The sequence below is a fragment of the Algoriphagus terrigena DSM 22685 genome (genome assembly GCF_000429445.1).
In the GTDB taxonomy this organism is placed as follows: Bacteria; Bacteroidota; Bacteroidia; order Cytophagales; family Cyclobacteriaceae; genus Algoriphagus; species Algoriphagus terrigena.
On record NZ_AUBW01000006.1, the window covers coordinates 151,937 to 168,341 of the forward strand.

Here is a 16,405-nt window from a genome sequence, read left to right on the forward strand (position 1 = left end):
TCATGGGCATTTCATGGTTATTTTCTTGGGTGTTTTGTTATTGGTTCTACTAATCTGACAATATACTTCCCTTCGGTAGCCAATCGGCATTGTCCCATGTCAGGATTTATCCTACCGTCTTTGATCTCTCAATCCTATATCACCGAGCCTCCATCGACATTGATCACCGCGCCATTGACATAGCTTGCTTCGTCCGAAGCCAAAAAGAGATACACATTTGCCACTTCATCGGCGGTTCCCGCACGGTTCAGGGGAATCTTCTCGCTCATGCTTTTGACAATGGATTCGGGAATGCCTGCAATCATGTCCGTGGCGATGAATCCCGGTGAGACCGCATTGACGGTGATCCCCTTTCGCCCCAGTTCCCGTGCCCAAACCTTGGTCATGCCGACAACCCCTGCCTTAGCGGCGACATAATTTGTCTGGCCAAAATTTCCGTAGTGAGCCACGATGGAGGAAGATTGGACGATTCGGCCGTACCCACGGGCAACCATGTAGGGTGCAACGGCTTTGGTGCAATTGAAGGCGCCTTTCAGATTGACGTCCAAGACCAGATCAAACTGCTCCTCGGTCATCTTGAGCAGACTGGCATCCCGTACAATCCCCGCATTGTTGATGAGGATGTCGATTTGGCCAAATTCTTTCACGACTTCTTCGGCGGCACTTTTCACCGAGGCCGTGTTACAGATATCTACTTCCCTAAAGACAGCCGGAAGCCCCATCTCTTTTAGCAGAGCGACTACCTCAAGACCCATCGCCTTTTGAACATCCCAGACGATGACTTTTGCGCCCTCTTTTGCAAATCGGATAGCCGTCGCCCGGCCAATACCATTTGCTCCCCCCGTGATGATCGCTACTCTGTCTGTCAGTTTACCCATCTTGTATCTCCTTGAATCTGTTACTGTAAAATCCGCCCCGGCATGCAATTGCCTTTCGGTTGTTTTAAGGTAATGCCTGACGGCTGAATAAAAAATTTCCGACGACGAACAGATCTTACCTAGCTCCATCTTCGACACCGGATTGACCCTGCTCCGCACAAAATCCCATTCCTTCGCGGTCTGGAGTGCTTTTTAGTAAAAAATCCATTGTGGCCCGGCAAACCAAATCCGATTGAAAATAAATCGATAAAAAATAATTCCCGAAAAGAAAAACCGGTTCGGTGCAGTCTCTCTCATGAGCCTAATTTCATCAAAAAAAAGGCCATGAACACATCCATCAAAAACCCAAACAATGCCTTCAAACGCTGCATTTATCAGGCATTTGCGATCTTGACTTCGGTGATCCTACTCGGATATTCTTTTAACGGCACGCCCGGATTTTTCGTCTTTCTATTTATCGGGGGATGGCTGAGCTGGACTTTTGTTGAGTATTGCGTCCATCGGTTTTTGATGCATGAATTGATCCTGCCCAAGGAAAAGAAAAACATATTTAACCATCAGCGGCATCACCAACACCCCGAAGAACTGGATGTAAAGCCCATCCATCGGTTGGGGATCTTTATCGTCTTCCTGGTTATCCTGACGATCTCCATCCGGCTGAACAACTCGTTTACGATCTTCGCCGGTTTCTTCTCGGGATTCCTGTTCTACAATTTCCTGCATTACCTTTTGCACCAGCCTTTTTGCAGGTATCTCCTCCCCCAGATCCAGCGGAACCATATCCTCCATCACACCCGATACCCCAATCATGGCTATAGCTTCAGCACCAGTCTTTGGGACACGCTGTTTGGCACGCTACCTCCAAAAGACGCCAAGATCTCCACAAGGATGCAGGAGCACTTCTTCCATAAATCCACGAAAAAGATCCTGTAAGCCGGGAATTCTGCAGACGCTCGGACTACTTCTCGCTGAAAAGCTTAACCGTATAATCCAGCAATTCCGTATCACCAATCTTCCCATGCCCGGGAATGACGGTTCGGATATCCGGAAAAGTGGACTTAATCTGTCGGACTGTGCCGGACCAGGCTGCCGTATTGGCATCTCCCAGATAGCCGACGGTGGCTCCCACTTCCTTGATCAGGCAGCCTCCAAACAGCACCTGATCATCTGGTACGTAAGCCACCACATTGTCACGGGTATGGCCTTCGCCAAAAAAACGGGTGATCACATCCACCCCTCCCACTTCCAGAGTCAACTCCTTTTTAAAACCGTTTTCGGGAACAAGATTTCCCTCAGCTTTGGCCAGTGAATTGGTTTTCTTACTGCCATAGGAAGGAATATCCTGTGCATGAAATGCGTCCAATCCACCCACGCAGTCATCGTGGAAATGGGTCGCGACCACGCCTTTTACGGATACCTTTTGATCAGTTTCCAGCCAGGCAATCAACTCCTTGCTTGCCGCGCCATCCGCAGGGGTATCAAAGACCAGTGCTTCTCCCCCATTGATGACGATCATCCCGTTACAGGCCACCTTGCCAAAGTCATCCGTGCTCAGATAGCTGATGTGCACAAAAGTGTTTGGACTGAGCTGCTCGATCTGGAGCGTTTCGGATTGATAGAGGGGTTTGGGCTGCTGAGCCAAAGCATTCATTCCGACAATCAGAAAAAGCAGGCAGGCAATCGAACGATAGATCTTCACGGGAGTGTTTTTCGGCAGTTATTGTAATCTGATTCTTTGAATTTCCTTTTTAAGCGAAGGGATGTCCCTTTGTATAATGCCCCAAATCAACTCGTCTTCAATGGAATCATAAGCGTGGCTAATTCTGTTTCGCAATCCAATGATTTTTTTTGGCAGAAGTGAGCTGAATTGTTGGTTCCTCGTTAAGCAGTTTTTTGACCGCCTCTCCAATAATTTCCAAATCTCGCTCTATTGCTCTCTTCATGACAAAATCTCCCTTGTACTGAATAAAACTATTCTCCACGCGAATTTTGATACTTTCAATTTCTTCCAAGATACTTTCGATATCAAGGATGTACTTCAGCGCTTTGGGATTCATACAACGAAACTTTTGACCGGTTGATTTCGGCTATAAGTATTGGGTTTTTAAGAGATTTTTCAGAAACCAAATCAATGGGTCTGTCAAACATGTGCTCTAACTTTTCGAGAAGTCCAAAGTAATTGTCCGCATAGTCCAGAAGTTCGACCGATTCGGAAAAGCTAACCAAAAAATCCAGGTCACTGGAATCGCCAAAATCCCCATGCACGGCAGACCCAAAAAGGGCCAAAGATTCCACCTGATGCGTCTTGCATAGAGCAGCCAGTTGACTTAGTTTTTTTTCGACGAGAGGAATCATGACAATCCAAAGTTAATTTTTTTACCCATTCAACTTCTATCAAGTTTACGGCCAATCAAGCAATTCGATGCCAGACAACGCGGCCCACGGTCGCAACCACCCATTCAAATTGACGTAAACCCGGGTCAGAATTACCGAAAAGCTCTTTTATCTTTGAAAACCCAAGGCAATCGAACCAGTCGCCTTGATGATTCTTTTCACCTAAACCGACGACCCATGTCTTTTCAAGCCTACCTCGACAACGTCCAAGCCAAAACCGGAAAGTCACCCGAAGACCTCAAAGAACTCGCAACCGAAAAAGGGTTTCTGGAAAACGGAACCCTCAAACCCGGAGTAAAAGCGGGCCAGATTGTCGACTGGCTCAAGAAAGATTTTGACCTCGGACACGGACACTCGATGGCGATCTTTGCCTACTTCAAAGGGAAAACGAGCTGACTATAAAACCTATATGTGTATCCGCGATCTTGCACCTAGCCAATTAAAGGCCTGATGCTGGCCTTTGGCAAATTCCCCCTTCCTAAGGGGGCTAGGGGGATTAAAAACTCAATTTAAATTCAAGTGCAACATTCCGAATAGTCATAAAAACTATGAAAAAAACGAAATCCTGCCCTTGTCCTGTAGGAGGGCTTGGTAGAAAAGTCACCATACGTTCCAATGGAACGAGCAAACCATAATTCAACCTTTTATGCTACCGGGCAGACGTTCCTATGGAACGAGGAATGTCAATTTTGAGCGACTGACCTGAACCAAAATACGTCTTCAGGCATTTAGAAGACTCCTCCAGAATGGTTTGGCAGTTTTGCATCCGCTGCCAAAAAGCGTTTTTTCCACAAACTCATTCAAATGACTTTAGAAATTCATTCCGCCTCAGACTTCACGATCGCCGAAGTAATCTCCGATATCACCATCCTGGAAAATGCCGAAGATGGCTTGGATCTGATGGGAAACCTATACTACCAAGGCTATGACAAAGTCATCTTTCATGCGAAAAATATCACTCCGGAATTCTTTGACCTGAAGACCGGATTGGCGGGAGAAGTCCTCCAAAAGTTTTCGACCTATCGTATGCGCCTTGCGATCGTAGGCGACTTCTCCGTTTACTCCAGCAAAAGCCTCCGTGACTTTATCTACGAAAGCAATCAGGGCCGACAGGTGAACTTTGTCTCCACTGTTTCAGAAGCTGTAGCGGCGCTTTCGCGTCCCTGAGTGGCATTGAATCCTGCGGATTATAGCCTCCGGCGGGTTCACTTTATGTTATTAATCAAAAAGCCAGGAAGGAGCGTTCAGCTTTTCCCTTCCTGGCTTTTCAAAATACTCTTTCTGACCTTGCTGCTTGTTTACAGCGCTTGTACACCGGCATGGGCGACGGTGTGGTCATTGTCTACCGAGCTGCCACTCACGCCGATGGCCCCGATGACAGTGCCCGAAGCATCCTTAATCGGAATCCCTCCCGGAAAAGTAATCAGACCGCCATTGGAATGCTCGATGTTATAAAGTGCCCCTCCGGGCTGAGACAGGCCGCCGATCATCCCCGTTTCCATGTCAAAAAACCGGGCAGTCTTCGCTTTCTTAATTGAGATGTCCAGCGAACCCAGCCAAGCGCCGTCCATTCGGGCAAAAGCCACCAGATTTGCTCCGGCATCCACCACGGCAATGTTCATCTTGGTGTCTATCTCTACTGCTTTTGCCTTCGCCGCGGCTATCGCTTTCTCCGCGTTTTCCAAAGTAATACTCATCTTTTCTTGGTTTTTGTGGTTGTAAATAAAGCTTTCAATATACCTCATACGGCCAAGAAGGCCTGCCCGGTCATCAAAAACCAAGACGATCTACCCTTTTCTCCAGGATCAAAACGGCAGATCCTTCCTACTTCACCTCCACCACAAACCGCTGGTATCGGGTCATCGGGTGCTTTCCGCTGTCCTTCACTTCGGCAATCACATGAAGCGTCCCGGTAGCGTTCGAATCCAGTTTTACCCCGACCTGATTCCCATCGGCGGCAAGTGCGGCTTCCCCGGTATAGGTGCCCACTTCTTTGTAAATCCAAAACTTCGTTTCCAATTCATTGCCGTCTGGATCGCTGGTTTCAACTTGTAGCGTTACCGTTTCACCCGGTTTGGCGGAGGGCTGAGGACTTCCCACCGCCTTGATCACAGGAGGATGATTTGCTTCCGCAAAGTCCATCACACACCAGTCTGCCCTTGCGGCAAAGTCCTCCTGAATCGCCTCCACCCAGCGAATCTGCGGGTAGGTAGCATCCAGCGTGTCCCGAAAAGGATTAAAGTCCAGCACCGACTTTCCGTCTTCCCAGCGGTTGGGCTGCTCGGCGGACTGGGCCAAGCGACCGCCCCAGCCGCCCCACTCGGGATGATCGAGGTTGTCCAAACCGACATCGATCAGGTGAAGGTTGGCCGGTGAGTCGCCTTCGGAGATAAAATCATAGACGCCAAACGTTCCCCACTGGGCATTGACCAGCTTGGTGGAGTCGCCGTGGATATGCTCGTCGTCGCCCACCTGGAATTGCCCATCGCCATAGCTGTAGTACTGCTTGAGCAGCGGGCCATGGTTGTTGATGATCTCGTCACCCATAAACTTCCCCTCAAACAGGTAGTGCTGGGACTCCGGCACCGCTCTCTGCCAAGCGTAGGCAAAGCACCAAAACTGACTGGCATTGTAGAAAATCTTCAGATCAGGCCAGTTGGGAGCGATGTAGGTTCGATAGGTCGCATCCTGATCCAGGATCGCGTAGATGATCGCCTTGTCGACGACCTTTTGGTAGACCGCCTTCCATTCCGGGCTGTCTTTATATTGATCTTCGATGGACTTCAGGGCCCTGGCGATGGTATTCGTCCCACCCCAAACCTGGAGATAGATCGGCTCCATGTTATCATCCAAAAGCTTGGCCTTGATGTAGTCCGATCCCTCCGTATCTACTTCCATGTCTCCCTCAAAGTCGATATTCCCCACCCGGACCACCGACCTCAGATAGTCCGCAGTCGGAAAGCCTTCTGCATGCTGGCTGAGCTTCGGATAGACTTCCTCATACGCATCCAGCAGCGGATTCATCCACTCGACACCAGGCCAGCGAAGATCCGTCTTGGCGCCGTAAATCGTCTTGGTCATCTCCATCTCGGAAGTGAATTGGGTCCCCTTGCCGTCGCCCTTGTAGTGCCACATGGAGCTGCTGTAGATCAGCCCTTCGATCCGAAACTCGTTGGCATACAGCAGCATCCGGATAAAGGAGTCCACATCGTCTATCTCCCCGTCCGTGGTCACGATGGTCCGCGGATTTTTGGATTCCGGGGCAGGCTCGGTGACCGTTTCGGTTTTGGGTTGGCAGGAGAAAAGTAGCAGGAGGAAAATCAGGGAATAGAAAGATTTCATGGTTTTGGGTTTGTGCAGATCAAAATAGATAAAGGCCGGGAGAAAACCATTGAAATGGGTTTGGCTTGACTCCTCAGTGCGACCTCAATTAGCGGCTAATCCCAAATTCCCCGTGCCCTCCTTGGTTAAAATCCCTTTGCGGGTTAAAATATTCCACCACAGAGTTCACAGAGATTTTCCTTCCTCCGGCGAAGCGATTCCTCCTCTTCTCCTTTCTCAGCGCTCTCCGTGGTAAAATCCTTGCGGGTTAAAATATTCCACCACAGAGTTCACAGAGATTTTCCGTGAAAGCTTGGGGCGAGGCGATTCCTCCTCTTCTCCTTTCTCAGCGCTCTCTGTGGTAAAATCCCTTTCGGCTTCCTTGCGGTTGATTTTATCCCACGGATACACACAGAAAAAGTCACAGATTTTCACAGATCTGACAAGCAAAAAGGATTGAAGTTCAGGATAAGCTCAACCCCTCCTACCCTTCTTTCTCAGTGCCCTCTGTGGTTAAAATCCCTTCGAGGGCTAAAATATTCCACCACAGAGTTCACAGAGATTTTCCTTGAAAGCTTACTCGTGGCCCTTGGAAAAGGTGTTAGAAAAAGAGGGCTGAAGTTCAGGCTAAGGCCGATTTCTCCTCCCCTTCTTTCTCAGTGCCCTCTATGGTAAAATCATTTTTCGGCTTCCTTGCGGTTGATTTTATCCCACGGATACACACAGAAAAAGTCCCAGATTTTCACAGATCTGACAAGCAAAAACGATTGAAGTTCAGGATAAGCTCAACCCCTCCGACTCTTCCTTCTCAGTGCGCTCTGTGGTAAAATCCTTGCGGGTTAAAATATTCCACCACAGAGTTCACAGAGATTTTCCTTGAAAGCTTGGGGCGAGGCGATTCCTCCTCTTCTCCTTTCTCAGTGCTCTCTGTGGTAAAATCCTTTTTTGGTCCGAAGCATTCTGACTATATTTTGACACCTCCTGTTCACCCATTAATCAATAACCCAAAATGGACCATTCCAGACGCGATTTCATCCACGCACTCAGCCTCGCATCAGCAGGCATCGCACTTTCCCCACTTTTGCCTACCGGACTGCTGGCCGCCCCCCTCATGAACCCCAAGAAATTCACCGCGGAGATCTCCCTGGGGCAATTCTCCTATGCCTCCGAACTGTTCGCCGGCAAGATGACCATGCTGGACTTTCCGCAGCGCGCGGTCAAAGACCTTGGCATCAACGCCCTGGAATACGTCTCGATGTTTTTCAACAACAAGCACACCGATGCGGCTTTCCTGAAAGAACTCAAAAACCTCACTGACGACCTCGGAGCGACCAATCACCTGATCATGGTCGACGGGGAAAACCTCGCTTCACTGGACTCCGCTGCCCGCAAAAAGGCCGTAGAAAGCCATCATCCCTGGATCGATGCCGCCAAATACCTCGGCTGCACATCCATCCGCGTCAACCTCGGAGACTCCACCAAAGCCCTGAGCGGGGACCCGGAGGAAGGAAGCGCCGAAGACGTGGCCAAAGCCGCGGTCGAAGGCTATTCTGCGCTATTGGAGTATGGTGAAAAAACCGGCATGAATGTGATCGTCGAGAACCATTTCGGCTACTCGACCGATCCGGACTGGCTCGTTGGAGTCATGAGCCAGGTCAAGTCCGACAAGAAAGGCTTCCTTCCTGACTTTGGCAACTTCTGCGCGCAGCGAAGCAAACCCGAAGGCACGGGCATCGAGGCGCTCCTGAGCACGACCTGCATCAAGGAGCATGACAAGTACGAGGGCGTGGCCAAGATGATGCCTTATGCCAAGGGGATCAGTGCCAAATCCCACAAGTTTGACGCGGCGGGCAATGACCCGGAGACCGACTATCGGCGGATGTTTGAGCTGATCAAGGCCTCTGGCTGGACGGGCGGATACATCGGCATCGAATACGAAGGCGGCCTCTACCGGGATATGGGCGGCGACACCAGCTACCTGTCCAATACTGACGGCATCCTGGCCATGAAGAAACTGATCGAAAAGACGCTGGAGGAGCTGGGGTGATTGGGTTTTTACGGGGTATGCACGAGCCTCAGGTATATCTTAACTATCACAACAAAAATGAAAGTACATTCAACCAACTATTTTGAGACTTTTATTGAAGTAGCCGAGGACACCAAGGTAGACCAAGGAACGATACCATCAGCTAAGGGTAAGAAGACCGTCGCAGAGATGCAGTATGAGATGATCAGCAAAAACCCGTACAAATACACATCCGACGACGTACTTTTTCAAGTCTTTGCCGACAGAAAAGATCTAACGGAATCAGAGCACAAGCTGGCCAGGGAGGAGTTTTTTTCAAAAGGACAACCGTGTTTCCGGGCCTCCCCGCTCACAAAAACCTATGGTTTTGGTGTTCACAGCGACAGTGACGGAAAGATTGCTTTGCTGGGAATGGAAACTGATGAATACCAGAGATTTCTGTCCGACCCAAATGTCAAGAAGATAAAAGCAATGAAGTCAAGCAGGTAAGTGTTTGACAAACCCAAAGTCGATGAACGCGGGATCTTTAGTTAGTTGAACTGAGCTTGAGACGAAGGTGAAAACAGCCTACCAGTCGCGGCGGCGGAATCAAAACTAAACTGCATAACACTCAAACCGATAAGACGATGAGTTTTTTAACCGCAGAATGGAGAAAACTGGCGATTGCAAACTATGAGATCGCACCCAGTCTATTGTCGAAATATATCCCCGCCGGCACCGAACTGGATCTGTGGCAGAACAGGTGTTTTGTCAGTCTGGTCGGCTTTATGTTTGTCAACACCAAACTGCTGGGAGTACCCATACCCTTTCACAGGGATTTCGAGGAAGTCAATCTAAGATTCTATGTGAAGCGCCTGGAAGACAACCAATGGAAACGCGGCGTTGTCTTCATCAAAGAGATAGTACCTAAGCCAGCGCTGACCTTTGTGGCAAATACACTCTATGGAGAGAACTATGAGACGATGCCCATGGGGCACATCTGGGAAGAGAATGATTCACAAAGGACTGTAGCGTATCGATGGGAAAAGAACAAGGTATGGCAATCATTTGAAGTTACCGCCGACTTGCAGTCCTCCTCTATTGAGGAAGACAGTGAAACCGAATTTATCACTGAACACTATTGGGGCTACGCAAAGGTCAGTGAAGAGACGACCAACGAATATGAAGTCACCCATCCAAGATGGAGACAGTATAAGATAAAGAACTTCGAGATAAAGGTAGATTTTGGAAGAGTCTACGGAGATGACTTTGAATTTCTGAGCCATCGCACACCAACCTCAGTGATGCTCGCCGAAGGTTCGGAGATAACAGTCGAAGGCAAGACAACGATAAAAATACCTCAGTAACTTCCCTACGTCCGGGCCGCAGCGTGAAAGCCGATGAGCGAAAAACAAAGAAAAGCACTTTTCATAATATAAACAGCGCTATATTTTTTACGAAAGGCAAAAATAAACTCCCTAAATCGAGAACTAAGGCTTGCAGAAATGAAGGTCAGTAGGTATTTTGAGAAAGTATTCGGGGGAAAACGGGATATATTATCAGTGTTTTCAGGGAATCAAAAAGGCTTCAGGCACATCTAGATGCCAAAAATTGGGGTTTTGATATCTAAACGTGCACAAGTAAGAAACCAATCAAAACGAGAAATTAATGGCGAAATTTGAATTCAGACTTCCAAGTCAAGACGATATTAAAAACTCAACCAATGGGGAAACCATGCTGGGTATTATTAATAATGATTTTGACGAAAAATTTTCATTAATAACTGGATGCCCTGGCAGCGGAAAGACAACAGTCTCCATTTTTAGGCTGATTCGATTAGCTAGAAACGGAAAAGCAACCATATTGCTAACCTACCAGCGAATGTTAAAGGTTGCAATAGAAAACCTGCTTGCAAAACAAGGAATTTCTACCAACAAAGTGAACACGTTACACCAATGGTATCCTCGACAAGCAGGACGTTACTTGGAAAATTTCAAAGAAAAAACTAAACTCTCCTCCTCAGAAATAGAGAGCGATCTGCAGGGAAAGGTAGCAAATATGGAATTAATACTTGACGAAGCTCAGGACCTGGAAGAAAGAATCTTTCAAGCATTTCCCAAAGTATTTGGAAGAATAACAATTGGTGCCGATAATGACCAACAGATGCGGGAAGGAACAGGGGCAAGTGAATCCACAATAAAAAGACAATTGAGTCACTCCTTAAATGAGTTTACTTTACAGTTCAACTACAGAAATACATATCAAATCTATAATTTCGCAAGATATTTCGTTCCAGATAGTCCAAAGGCAAACGATAGTCAAACATTATCAGCATTAAGACGATATAAGAATAGCGGAGATTTACCCGAAATTCTTAAATTTAAGGACCAGGCCGACATGCATGATAGATTAAAAACTATCATTAACAACTACAAAGGCTTTAACATTGGAATTCTATTTCCATTCAAACAACAAGTTGAAAATTATTATTCTGTGATATCGGGTAAAGGATTAGAGTGCTCCAAGTACTATGCTGAAATGAGCGAAGCTGAAAAATCAAACACTGAGAGTAATCTGAAAAGCATTTTAGTTACGACCTTTATCTCCGCAAAAGGAATGGAATTCGATATCGTGATTATGCCAGAGTTTGACAGCTTAAGAAATATTGATTCAATCAGAAAACAAGCATATGTGGGTTGCACACGAGCCAAAAACAGGTTAGTTATAATGTATGCGGGAAGCAAGCCTTCAATTCTGAACAATTTCCCAAGTGATACATTCGATACGGGAGATTTGTTTTAGCAAATCAGCCTCAATTTAAATCGGAGAACGATTATGATAAAATATTCAGCACAACAACTCAATAAACTTAGTTCAAACGAAGTAAAAAAAATAGCTTTTGAACTAGGGGTGTATTTTTCAAGTAAAACATCTAAAAAAATATTAATTGGGAAAATAATTACACTTCAAAATGATCCAGATCCTCAAACAGAAATGGTATCAGATAATGTTGGAATCAAAACAAATCAAGCTTCTTTACCTAAAAAATATACACATATACTTAATATCTCTAGATTTATTATTCAAATCAATAAATCTAACTTATTAGACTATTTTGGAAATGCTTTGATTTACCCCATAAACTATGAAACAAGAGAACTAGCAAGAGGACAGCGCACCAAAGACATTCAACAATTTTCTCCCAACAATATTTTAATTTCAGACGGTTTTACAGATGAACCTACGGAGCAGCAAGTATTACTTGAAGTTTCCTTAACTGAATTTGATAAACAAAGCTTGATTGGTCTTCATGAAAAAGTACATCTTCTACCCTACGCTTTACCTATATCAAGAGTAAATAAAATTTATTTCAAAAGCAAGGAAAGTCAAGAGAATAGTATTGCGTCGGCAAGTACTTTTCAAGATGCATTTTTGCCTATTCATCTGTTTGACATTTGGAATGAAACAATTGAAAACCGAATTACAATAGTACGAGAAATTCATGCCGTTGAAATTCCGACAAAGCAGCTTCTTAAAACTGACAAAAAAGATAAATTCAATAGAATATTGGGCATGTTAGCTTTTATGAAAAATGCCGAACTATACTACACGAACGAAACATACACTTTAAATACTTACAGCGAAGCTTATTTTCAAGTATTAAAAGAAATAAATTCATATTTTGAGATACCTGAAATTACCAAAATAGACGAAACAATTAGACAGTACTACTTAGCTTTTATCAATCCAAAAAATTCCAGCTCAAACAAAATTCTAGAAAAAACAGTAAATGCAATTTATCACAATGAAGTCTTTCGTAAGAACATATTTAAACAAATTTTAGGCACGCCAAGCCAAGAGATCCAAGATATCTTTACCCTCCTGGTTAGCGACAAGACGTTGGACGCCATTCAAAGAATGAAGACGCCGGAATTGATACTAATTGCTTTTTTGTATCGCTTTCGAGATATAGATGGTAGTGACAAATATGCCTTCAAAGAACAGTTGCCCTATTTAGTCAATAGAAAATCACTAAAAACGGCAAGAACACTCAGTAGAGCAAGTATTGCTTTGGCGGTTTTAGGTTTATATTATGGTTATAGAAGTTTACCAAAAGATGAGGCAATTAAACTAAATGATGCTTATTTTGCATCTTTTAGCGAAAATGGAAATTTTAACATTAAGTACAAACTTGACAATCTGTTAGACAGAATAACCATTGAAAGCGTTTATCAATACTGCTTCTGGGACAATCAAAAAAACGCTTTTGATTTTTTGAAAGATGACAAAAAAATTGTCAAGTATAACCTATACGAAGGTTATTCAGATGAAAAAACATTTTCTATTGTTGAAAATCACCCAATAATTAGAATATCAAAGCAGCACTCGGAGTTAAACAAAAATCTTAAAAAACAAACCATCAACACCTTAGACAGACTAAGGCTATTGATAGAGACATTAAAGAAAAATGGATTGGTTCAGGGTGAGATAACCTTTGAGACAACAGAATTTGATATTTGGCTTCATAATAACCAATGCTCTGAATTAGAAAAAATACTTGCAGAATTTAATGTATCGACAGATAATGAATTTACAAATCATCAAGGATAATCTACTTACTGCAAGTTCACCCAAAGAGTCAATTGACTTCATTCAATTCAATAGAAAAAAAATAGAAGGGTATTTTGTTTCTTTGACTGATGAGCAAATCGAAGAAGATAAGTTTGATTTACAATCGACTTGTTTAGGCTTTATAAATTCACCAGCCTTTCAAGAGAATAAAACAAATCCTGATTTTATTGAGATTATAACGCTATTTTCTGAACTGTTTGAAAAAATTGGTTTTTATGGCGCTATTTCCTTTATCCAAACCAATTTACCCAAAGATAGTTCTATAAGACACCGGTTAAATGCAGTATTTCTATATTCAAAAATTGGAAATATATCCGAATACTTCGAAAAGTTCGATGATATTTTTCAATCTCTAGAAAAAGCACAAAATTATTCTGATGCTGACTACACAGGGCAGGTGGTTCAAGACACAATAAACTACTATTTACTCGGGAAAAACGCTCTTGAAAACGCACAGAAATCCGAATTATTAGAAAATTTCAAAGCACTTTTCAACTCTTCAAAATCAAGACAAAAGTATAAGTTTCTTAATCATCCAACATTCAAAGAATACTTAGACGGGTATATTACCGAAAAAATATTTATCGAATTAATTGCTGATAAGGTCTATTCACCATCCGTGACAACTCAACGTATATTCCAAGACCTTATAATTGATCATATCAATACAGCAGGTTATTTAGAACGATATAACAACGATGAAATCAGAGCAGACATTCTAAATTATGGCAGAGCAGATTTTACCACACCCTACAAAGAATTAAGCCCTTATGACAGAGTCCAGCTTTATTGTTATTTCAATATGCGAAAACACTTTTTCACATCATATGCAATATATGAGAAAATATTTTCCACACTAAATAGCAGCGTATTCACAAAAAATAGAAAACTGGTACTCATTGACTTCGGATGTGGTTCTCTAACGAGCGGATTAGCATTAGCAAGCCTTTTTTACGATTATGAAGACGAACCTATTACCATGCGTTACATAGGCATAGACATTGCGGACAGTATGCTAGAAAAAGCAAAAGAATTTGCACAAACGGAACTTTTTAGCCCCAATACAAAGTTTGATTTTTATAGCAGCTGGAACTTGATACCTGAAAGTATAGTAGCAGAAGCAATTAAAAGTGACTGCGTCGTAATATTCAACGCGTCCTATCTATTTGCAAGTAGTTCATTGGAGATAGAAAGCCTTGCCTTATTCGTTAATAAAATAACATTGCGTCTGGAAAGTAAATCTCACTTTGTCTTTCAAAACCCTGATAGAGCTGACCGGAACGAAAAATACAAAAGATTTAAAAAGAATGTTGCTCATAAAATTGAAGCGAGTGGTACTCAAAGAATTTACTACAAGAACAACTCAAATTCTACGTTTGAACCTTCAAGCGAGGTTGTGAACTATGAAATCTTATCCCTTTAACAATTACGACAATGCAAATATCCTTATTTGACAGTTCAGCAATAGACAACACGTCTTCGGAAACCAGACCTAAAACCCTTAATGATTTAGCATTATTATCAAACGTTAAAGGTTTATTGTATATCCCTGAATATATTACAAAGGAAGAACACTTGTCATTTTGGCAGTCTGTAAATTCTGAGAATTGGCTGGGAGATTTAAAAAGACGAGTACAACATTATGGCTACAAATACGACTACAAAGCTCGATTTATAGACTATTCAATGAGAATAGGTGAATTACCTGATTGGGTTATAGGGCTTGCAAAGAGATTACACGAAGACGGATATATGACTGCGATACCCGACCAATTAATTGTCAATGAGTATATGCAAGGGCAAGGAATCGCAAGCCACGTTGATTGCGAACCTTGTTTCGGTGACACCATTATTTCCTTAAGTTTAGGTTCAACTTGCGTAATGGACTTTACCAACAAGATGTCAAAAGAAAAAATAGAAGTTTTTTTAGAACCAAGAAGTTTGGTTGTACTAAAAGAAGATGCTCGTTACTTATGGACACACGGAATAGCAGGTAAAAAAACAGACCAATTTAAAGGACAAAAATACGAACGAGATACCCGTATATCGTTAACATTCAGGAATGTAATCCTAAATTCTTGTGAGATCAAAAAATAAAAATTTTGCAGAATAGTACAGAAAATTGAAAAAAAAAAACTATACGTATAGTCTCTCGTTATCTGGATTTACACTCTGCTAAGAACTACCACCCAATTAATAATTGGTAAGAATATTCCGTCTACCTACCCAACAGCCTTTCCAATCTGGCCATCATCTCATCCTTTTCCTTGAGCATCCGCTCATAGAGCGCGATTTTTTCCTCGTGAAGCTGGATCAGTTTGTCGATGGGATGGAATGTCGGGTTGTGATTTATTCCATTTAATATCGACCCATTGTCAAAAGTATTGGCGATGATATTAATCGCCTGTTCTTCGTCAAAATTCTGAAATGCCTCCACCGGAATACGCAGAATCTCTCCGACCTGCCTCAGCAGCTCCTCCTCCACTTCTTCCTTTTGCTCCAGCAGGCTGATCTTCTTCTGAGACCAGTCAGCGCCAAGTTCGTGCGCCAAGGCCTCCTGCTTGATGCCCATCATCTCTCTGAAGCGCTTGATGTTCCGGCCGTGGTGGATTTTTTCGTTCATGGTCCTAGTGTTTTGCTGCTGGAAAAATAGGGCTTTTTTACCTTGCTCCTAAAACTAAATTATTCCAATTCTCCGACTCTGACAAGGAATGGGGGAAATTGACCGTCTTTTCGGGACAAAGAATGACGGAGTTCGGAATAATTTATTCTTGCCTAGGCGTAGTTTGTAACTACGCCTTTATATCCTAACGAATTTGCAATTCGCTCAGTCGAGAGCGTTTAAGCTTTTTGGCCAATTTAAAATTGGTCAGAATATTTGGGTGTAGTTGCAAACTACACCCAGCGTCCGTCCGATCTTCAAGAGTTCCAAGAAAAGCTCGGCGCTCCATATTTATCAGTCTAACCGGAGTTTGAATTCGGAATCATGCCCATTCCCGAACACTGATGACCCGAAATCCGGAATAATTTATTCCCAGATCCCATTCCCAAAAGTCCCGATACTTTCCCTATAAAGATCTTCAATTGCCCTGGCCATACGTAGTAGGTTTCCCTTATCATCTTCCCCTCTGAGCGTAGTTTGACGCTGGCCTAGGCGTAGTTTGTAACTACGCCT

Annotated in this window: 18 protein-coding genes; 10 read left to right on the forward strand and 8 right to left on the reverse strand. The window is 43.8% G+C overall.

The genetic code is table 11. The features are described 5' to 3' along the window. Positions 1–134: 134 nt before the first annotated feature. Positions 135–878 carry a 3-oxoacyl-ACP reductase FabG gene (gene fabG, locus G459_RS0106560; RefSeq protein ID WP_026966924.1) on the reverse strand — a complete coding sequence of 248 codons (744 nt, stop codon included), beginning with the start codon at positions 876–878 and terminating at the stop codon, positions 135–137. A 324-nt stretch (positions 879–1,202) separates the two neighbouring features. Between fabG and G459_RS0106570 the strand changes: the two genes are divergently transcribed. Further along, positions 1,203–1,811 (forward strand): sterol desaturase family protein, encoded by a 609-nt coding sequence (locus tag G459_RS0106570; protein WP_157373287.1) that lies wholly within the window; start codon positions 1,203–1,205, stop codon positions 1,809–1,811. Between the two features lie 25 nt (positions 1,812–1,836). Here the strand turns inward: G459_RS0106570 and bla are convergent, their stop codons facing one another. Genes bla through G459_RS0106585 form a run of 4 tightly spaced genes read right to left on the reverse strand, consistent with a single transcriptional unit; the run spans position 1,837 to position 3,233 of the window. Then, a complete protein-coding gene (bla, locus tag G459_RS0106575) occupies positions 1,837–2,577 on the reverse strand; it encodes a subclass B1 metallo-beta-lactamase (RefSeq protein WP_035455322.1) in 741 nt (246 codons plus the stop codon). 18 nt (positions 2,578–2,595) lie between these two features. Beyond that, positions 2,596–2,787 carry a HepT-like ribonuclease domain-containing protein gene (locus G459_RS30590; protein WP_342664319.1) on the reverse strand — a complete coding sequence of 64 codons (192 nt, stop codon included), beginning with the start codon at positions 2,785–2,787 and terminating at the stop codon, positions 2,596–2,598. Continuing rightward, complete coding sequence (locus G459_RS27000; RefSeq protein ID WP_245588137.1) at positions 2,696–2,935, reverse strand: HepT-like ribonuclease domain-containing protein; 240 nt, start codon at positions 2,933–2,935, stop codon at positions 2,696–2,698. The genes G459_RS30590 and G459_RS27000 overlap by 92 nt, the downstream gene beginning before the upstream one ends. After that, positions 2,904–3,233 (reverse strand): nucleotidyltransferase family protein, encoded by a 330-nt coding sequence (locus tag G459_RS0106585; protein WP_026966927.1) that lies wholly within the window; start codon positions 3,231–3,233, stop codon positions 2,904–2,906. The genes G459_RS27000 and G459_RS0106585 overlap by 32 nt, the downstream gene beginning before the upstream one ends. Before the next feature lie 216 nt (positions 3,234–3,449). Between G459_RS0106585 and G459_RS0106590 the strand changes: the two genes are divergently transcribed. Next, positions 3,450–3,668 carry a DUF4287 domain-containing protein gene (locus G459_RS0106590; protein ID WP_026966928.1) on the forward strand — a complete coding sequence of 73 codons (219 nt, stop codon included), beginning with the start codon at positions 3,450–3,452 and terminating at the stop codon, positions 3,666–3,668. Positions 3,669–4,076: 408 nt separating this feature from the next. Then, on the forward strand, positions 4,077–4,439 hold the full coding sequence (locus tag G459_RS0106595; RefSeq protein ID WP_026966929.1) for a DUF4180 domain-containing protein: 363 nt from the start codon (positions 4,077–4,079) through the stop codon (positions 4,437–4,439). Positions 4,440–4,570: 131 nt separating this feature from the next. Here the strand turns inward: G459_RS0106595 and G459_RS0106600 are convergent, their stop codons facing one another. Together G459_RS0106600 and G459_RS0106605 are read right to left on the reverse strand one after the other, a co-directional pair. Further along, entirely contained in the window at positions 4,571–4,969 is a 399-nt protein-coding gene (locus G459_RS0106600; protein ID WP_026966930.1) for a GlcG/HbpS family heme-binding protein, read from the reverse strand. A 127-nt stretch (positions 4,970–5,096) separates the two neighbouring features. Next, complete coding sequence (locus tag G459_RS0106605) at positions 5,097–6,614, reverse strand: DUF1593 domain-containing protein (protein ID WP_026966931.1); 1,518 nt, start codon at positions 6,612–6,614, stop codon at positions 5,097–5,099. Between the two features lie 988 nt (positions 6,615–7,602). Here G459_RS0106605 and G459_RS0106620 point away from each other — a divergent pair. The 7 genes from G459_RS0106620 to G459_RS0106650 all read left to right on the forward strand — a co-directional run bounded on the left by G459_RS0106620 (position 7,603) and on the right by G459_RS0106650 (position 15,327). After that, on the forward strand, positions 7,603–8,640 hold the full coding sequence (locus tag G459_RS0106620) for a sugar phosphate isomerase/epimerase family protein (RefSeq protein WP_026966933.1): 1,038 nt from the start codon (positions 7,603–7,605) through the stop codon (positions 8,638–8,640). 57 nt (positions 8,641–8,697) lie between these two features. Further along, a complete protein-coding gene (locus G459_RS0106625) occupies positions 8,698–9,108 on the forward strand; it encodes a DUF6157 family protein (protein WP_026966934.1) in 411 nt (136 codons plus the stop codon). Between the two features lie 137 nt (positions 9,109–9,245). Next, a complete protein-coding gene (locus tag G459_RS0106630; RefSeq protein WP_026966935.1) occupies positions 9,246–9,965 on the forward strand; it encodes a YqjF family protein in 720 nt (239 codons plus the stop codon). A 301-nt stretch (positions 9,966–10,266) separates the two neighbouring features. Beyond that, on the forward strand, positions 10,267–11,400 hold the full coding sequence (locus G459_RS0106635; protein ID WP_035455323.1) for a 3'-5' exonuclease: 1,134 nt from the start codon (positions 10,267–10,269) through the stop codon (positions 11,398–11,400). Between the two features lie 33 nt (positions 11,401–11,433). Next, complete coding sequence (locus G459_RS0106640; RefSeq protein ID WP_026966937.1) at positions 11,434–13,209, forward strand: carbon-nitrogen hydrolase family protein; 1,776 nt, start codon at positions 11,434–11,436, stop codon at positions 13,207–13,209. Then, positions 13,184–14,653: a methyltransferase domain-containing protein gene (locus G459_RS0106645; RefSeq protein WP_026966938.1), complete on the forward strand. Its 1,470-nt coding sequence runs from the start codon at positions 13,184–13,186 to the stop codon at positions 14,651–14,653. Before G459_RS0106640 ends, G459_RS0106645 begins: the two co-directional genes overlap by 26 nt. An 11-nt stretch (positions 14,654–14,664) precedes the next feature. Then, entirely contained in the window at positions 14,665–15,327 is a 663-nt protein-coding gene (locus G459_RS0106650) for an alpha-ketoglutarate-dependent dioxygenase AlkB (RefSeq protein WP_084454391.1), read from the forward strand. 121 nt (positions 15,328–15,448) lie between these two features. On the opposite strand, the gene G459_RS0106655 is transcribed toward G459_RS0106650, so the two are convergent. Next, positions 15,449–15,853, reverse strand: coding sequence for a helix-turn-helix domain-containing protein (locus G459_RS0106655; protein ID WP_026966940.1), 405 nt, complete (start codon positions 15,851–15,853; stop codon positions 15,449–15,451). Positions 15,854–16,405: the final 552 nt, after the last annotated feature.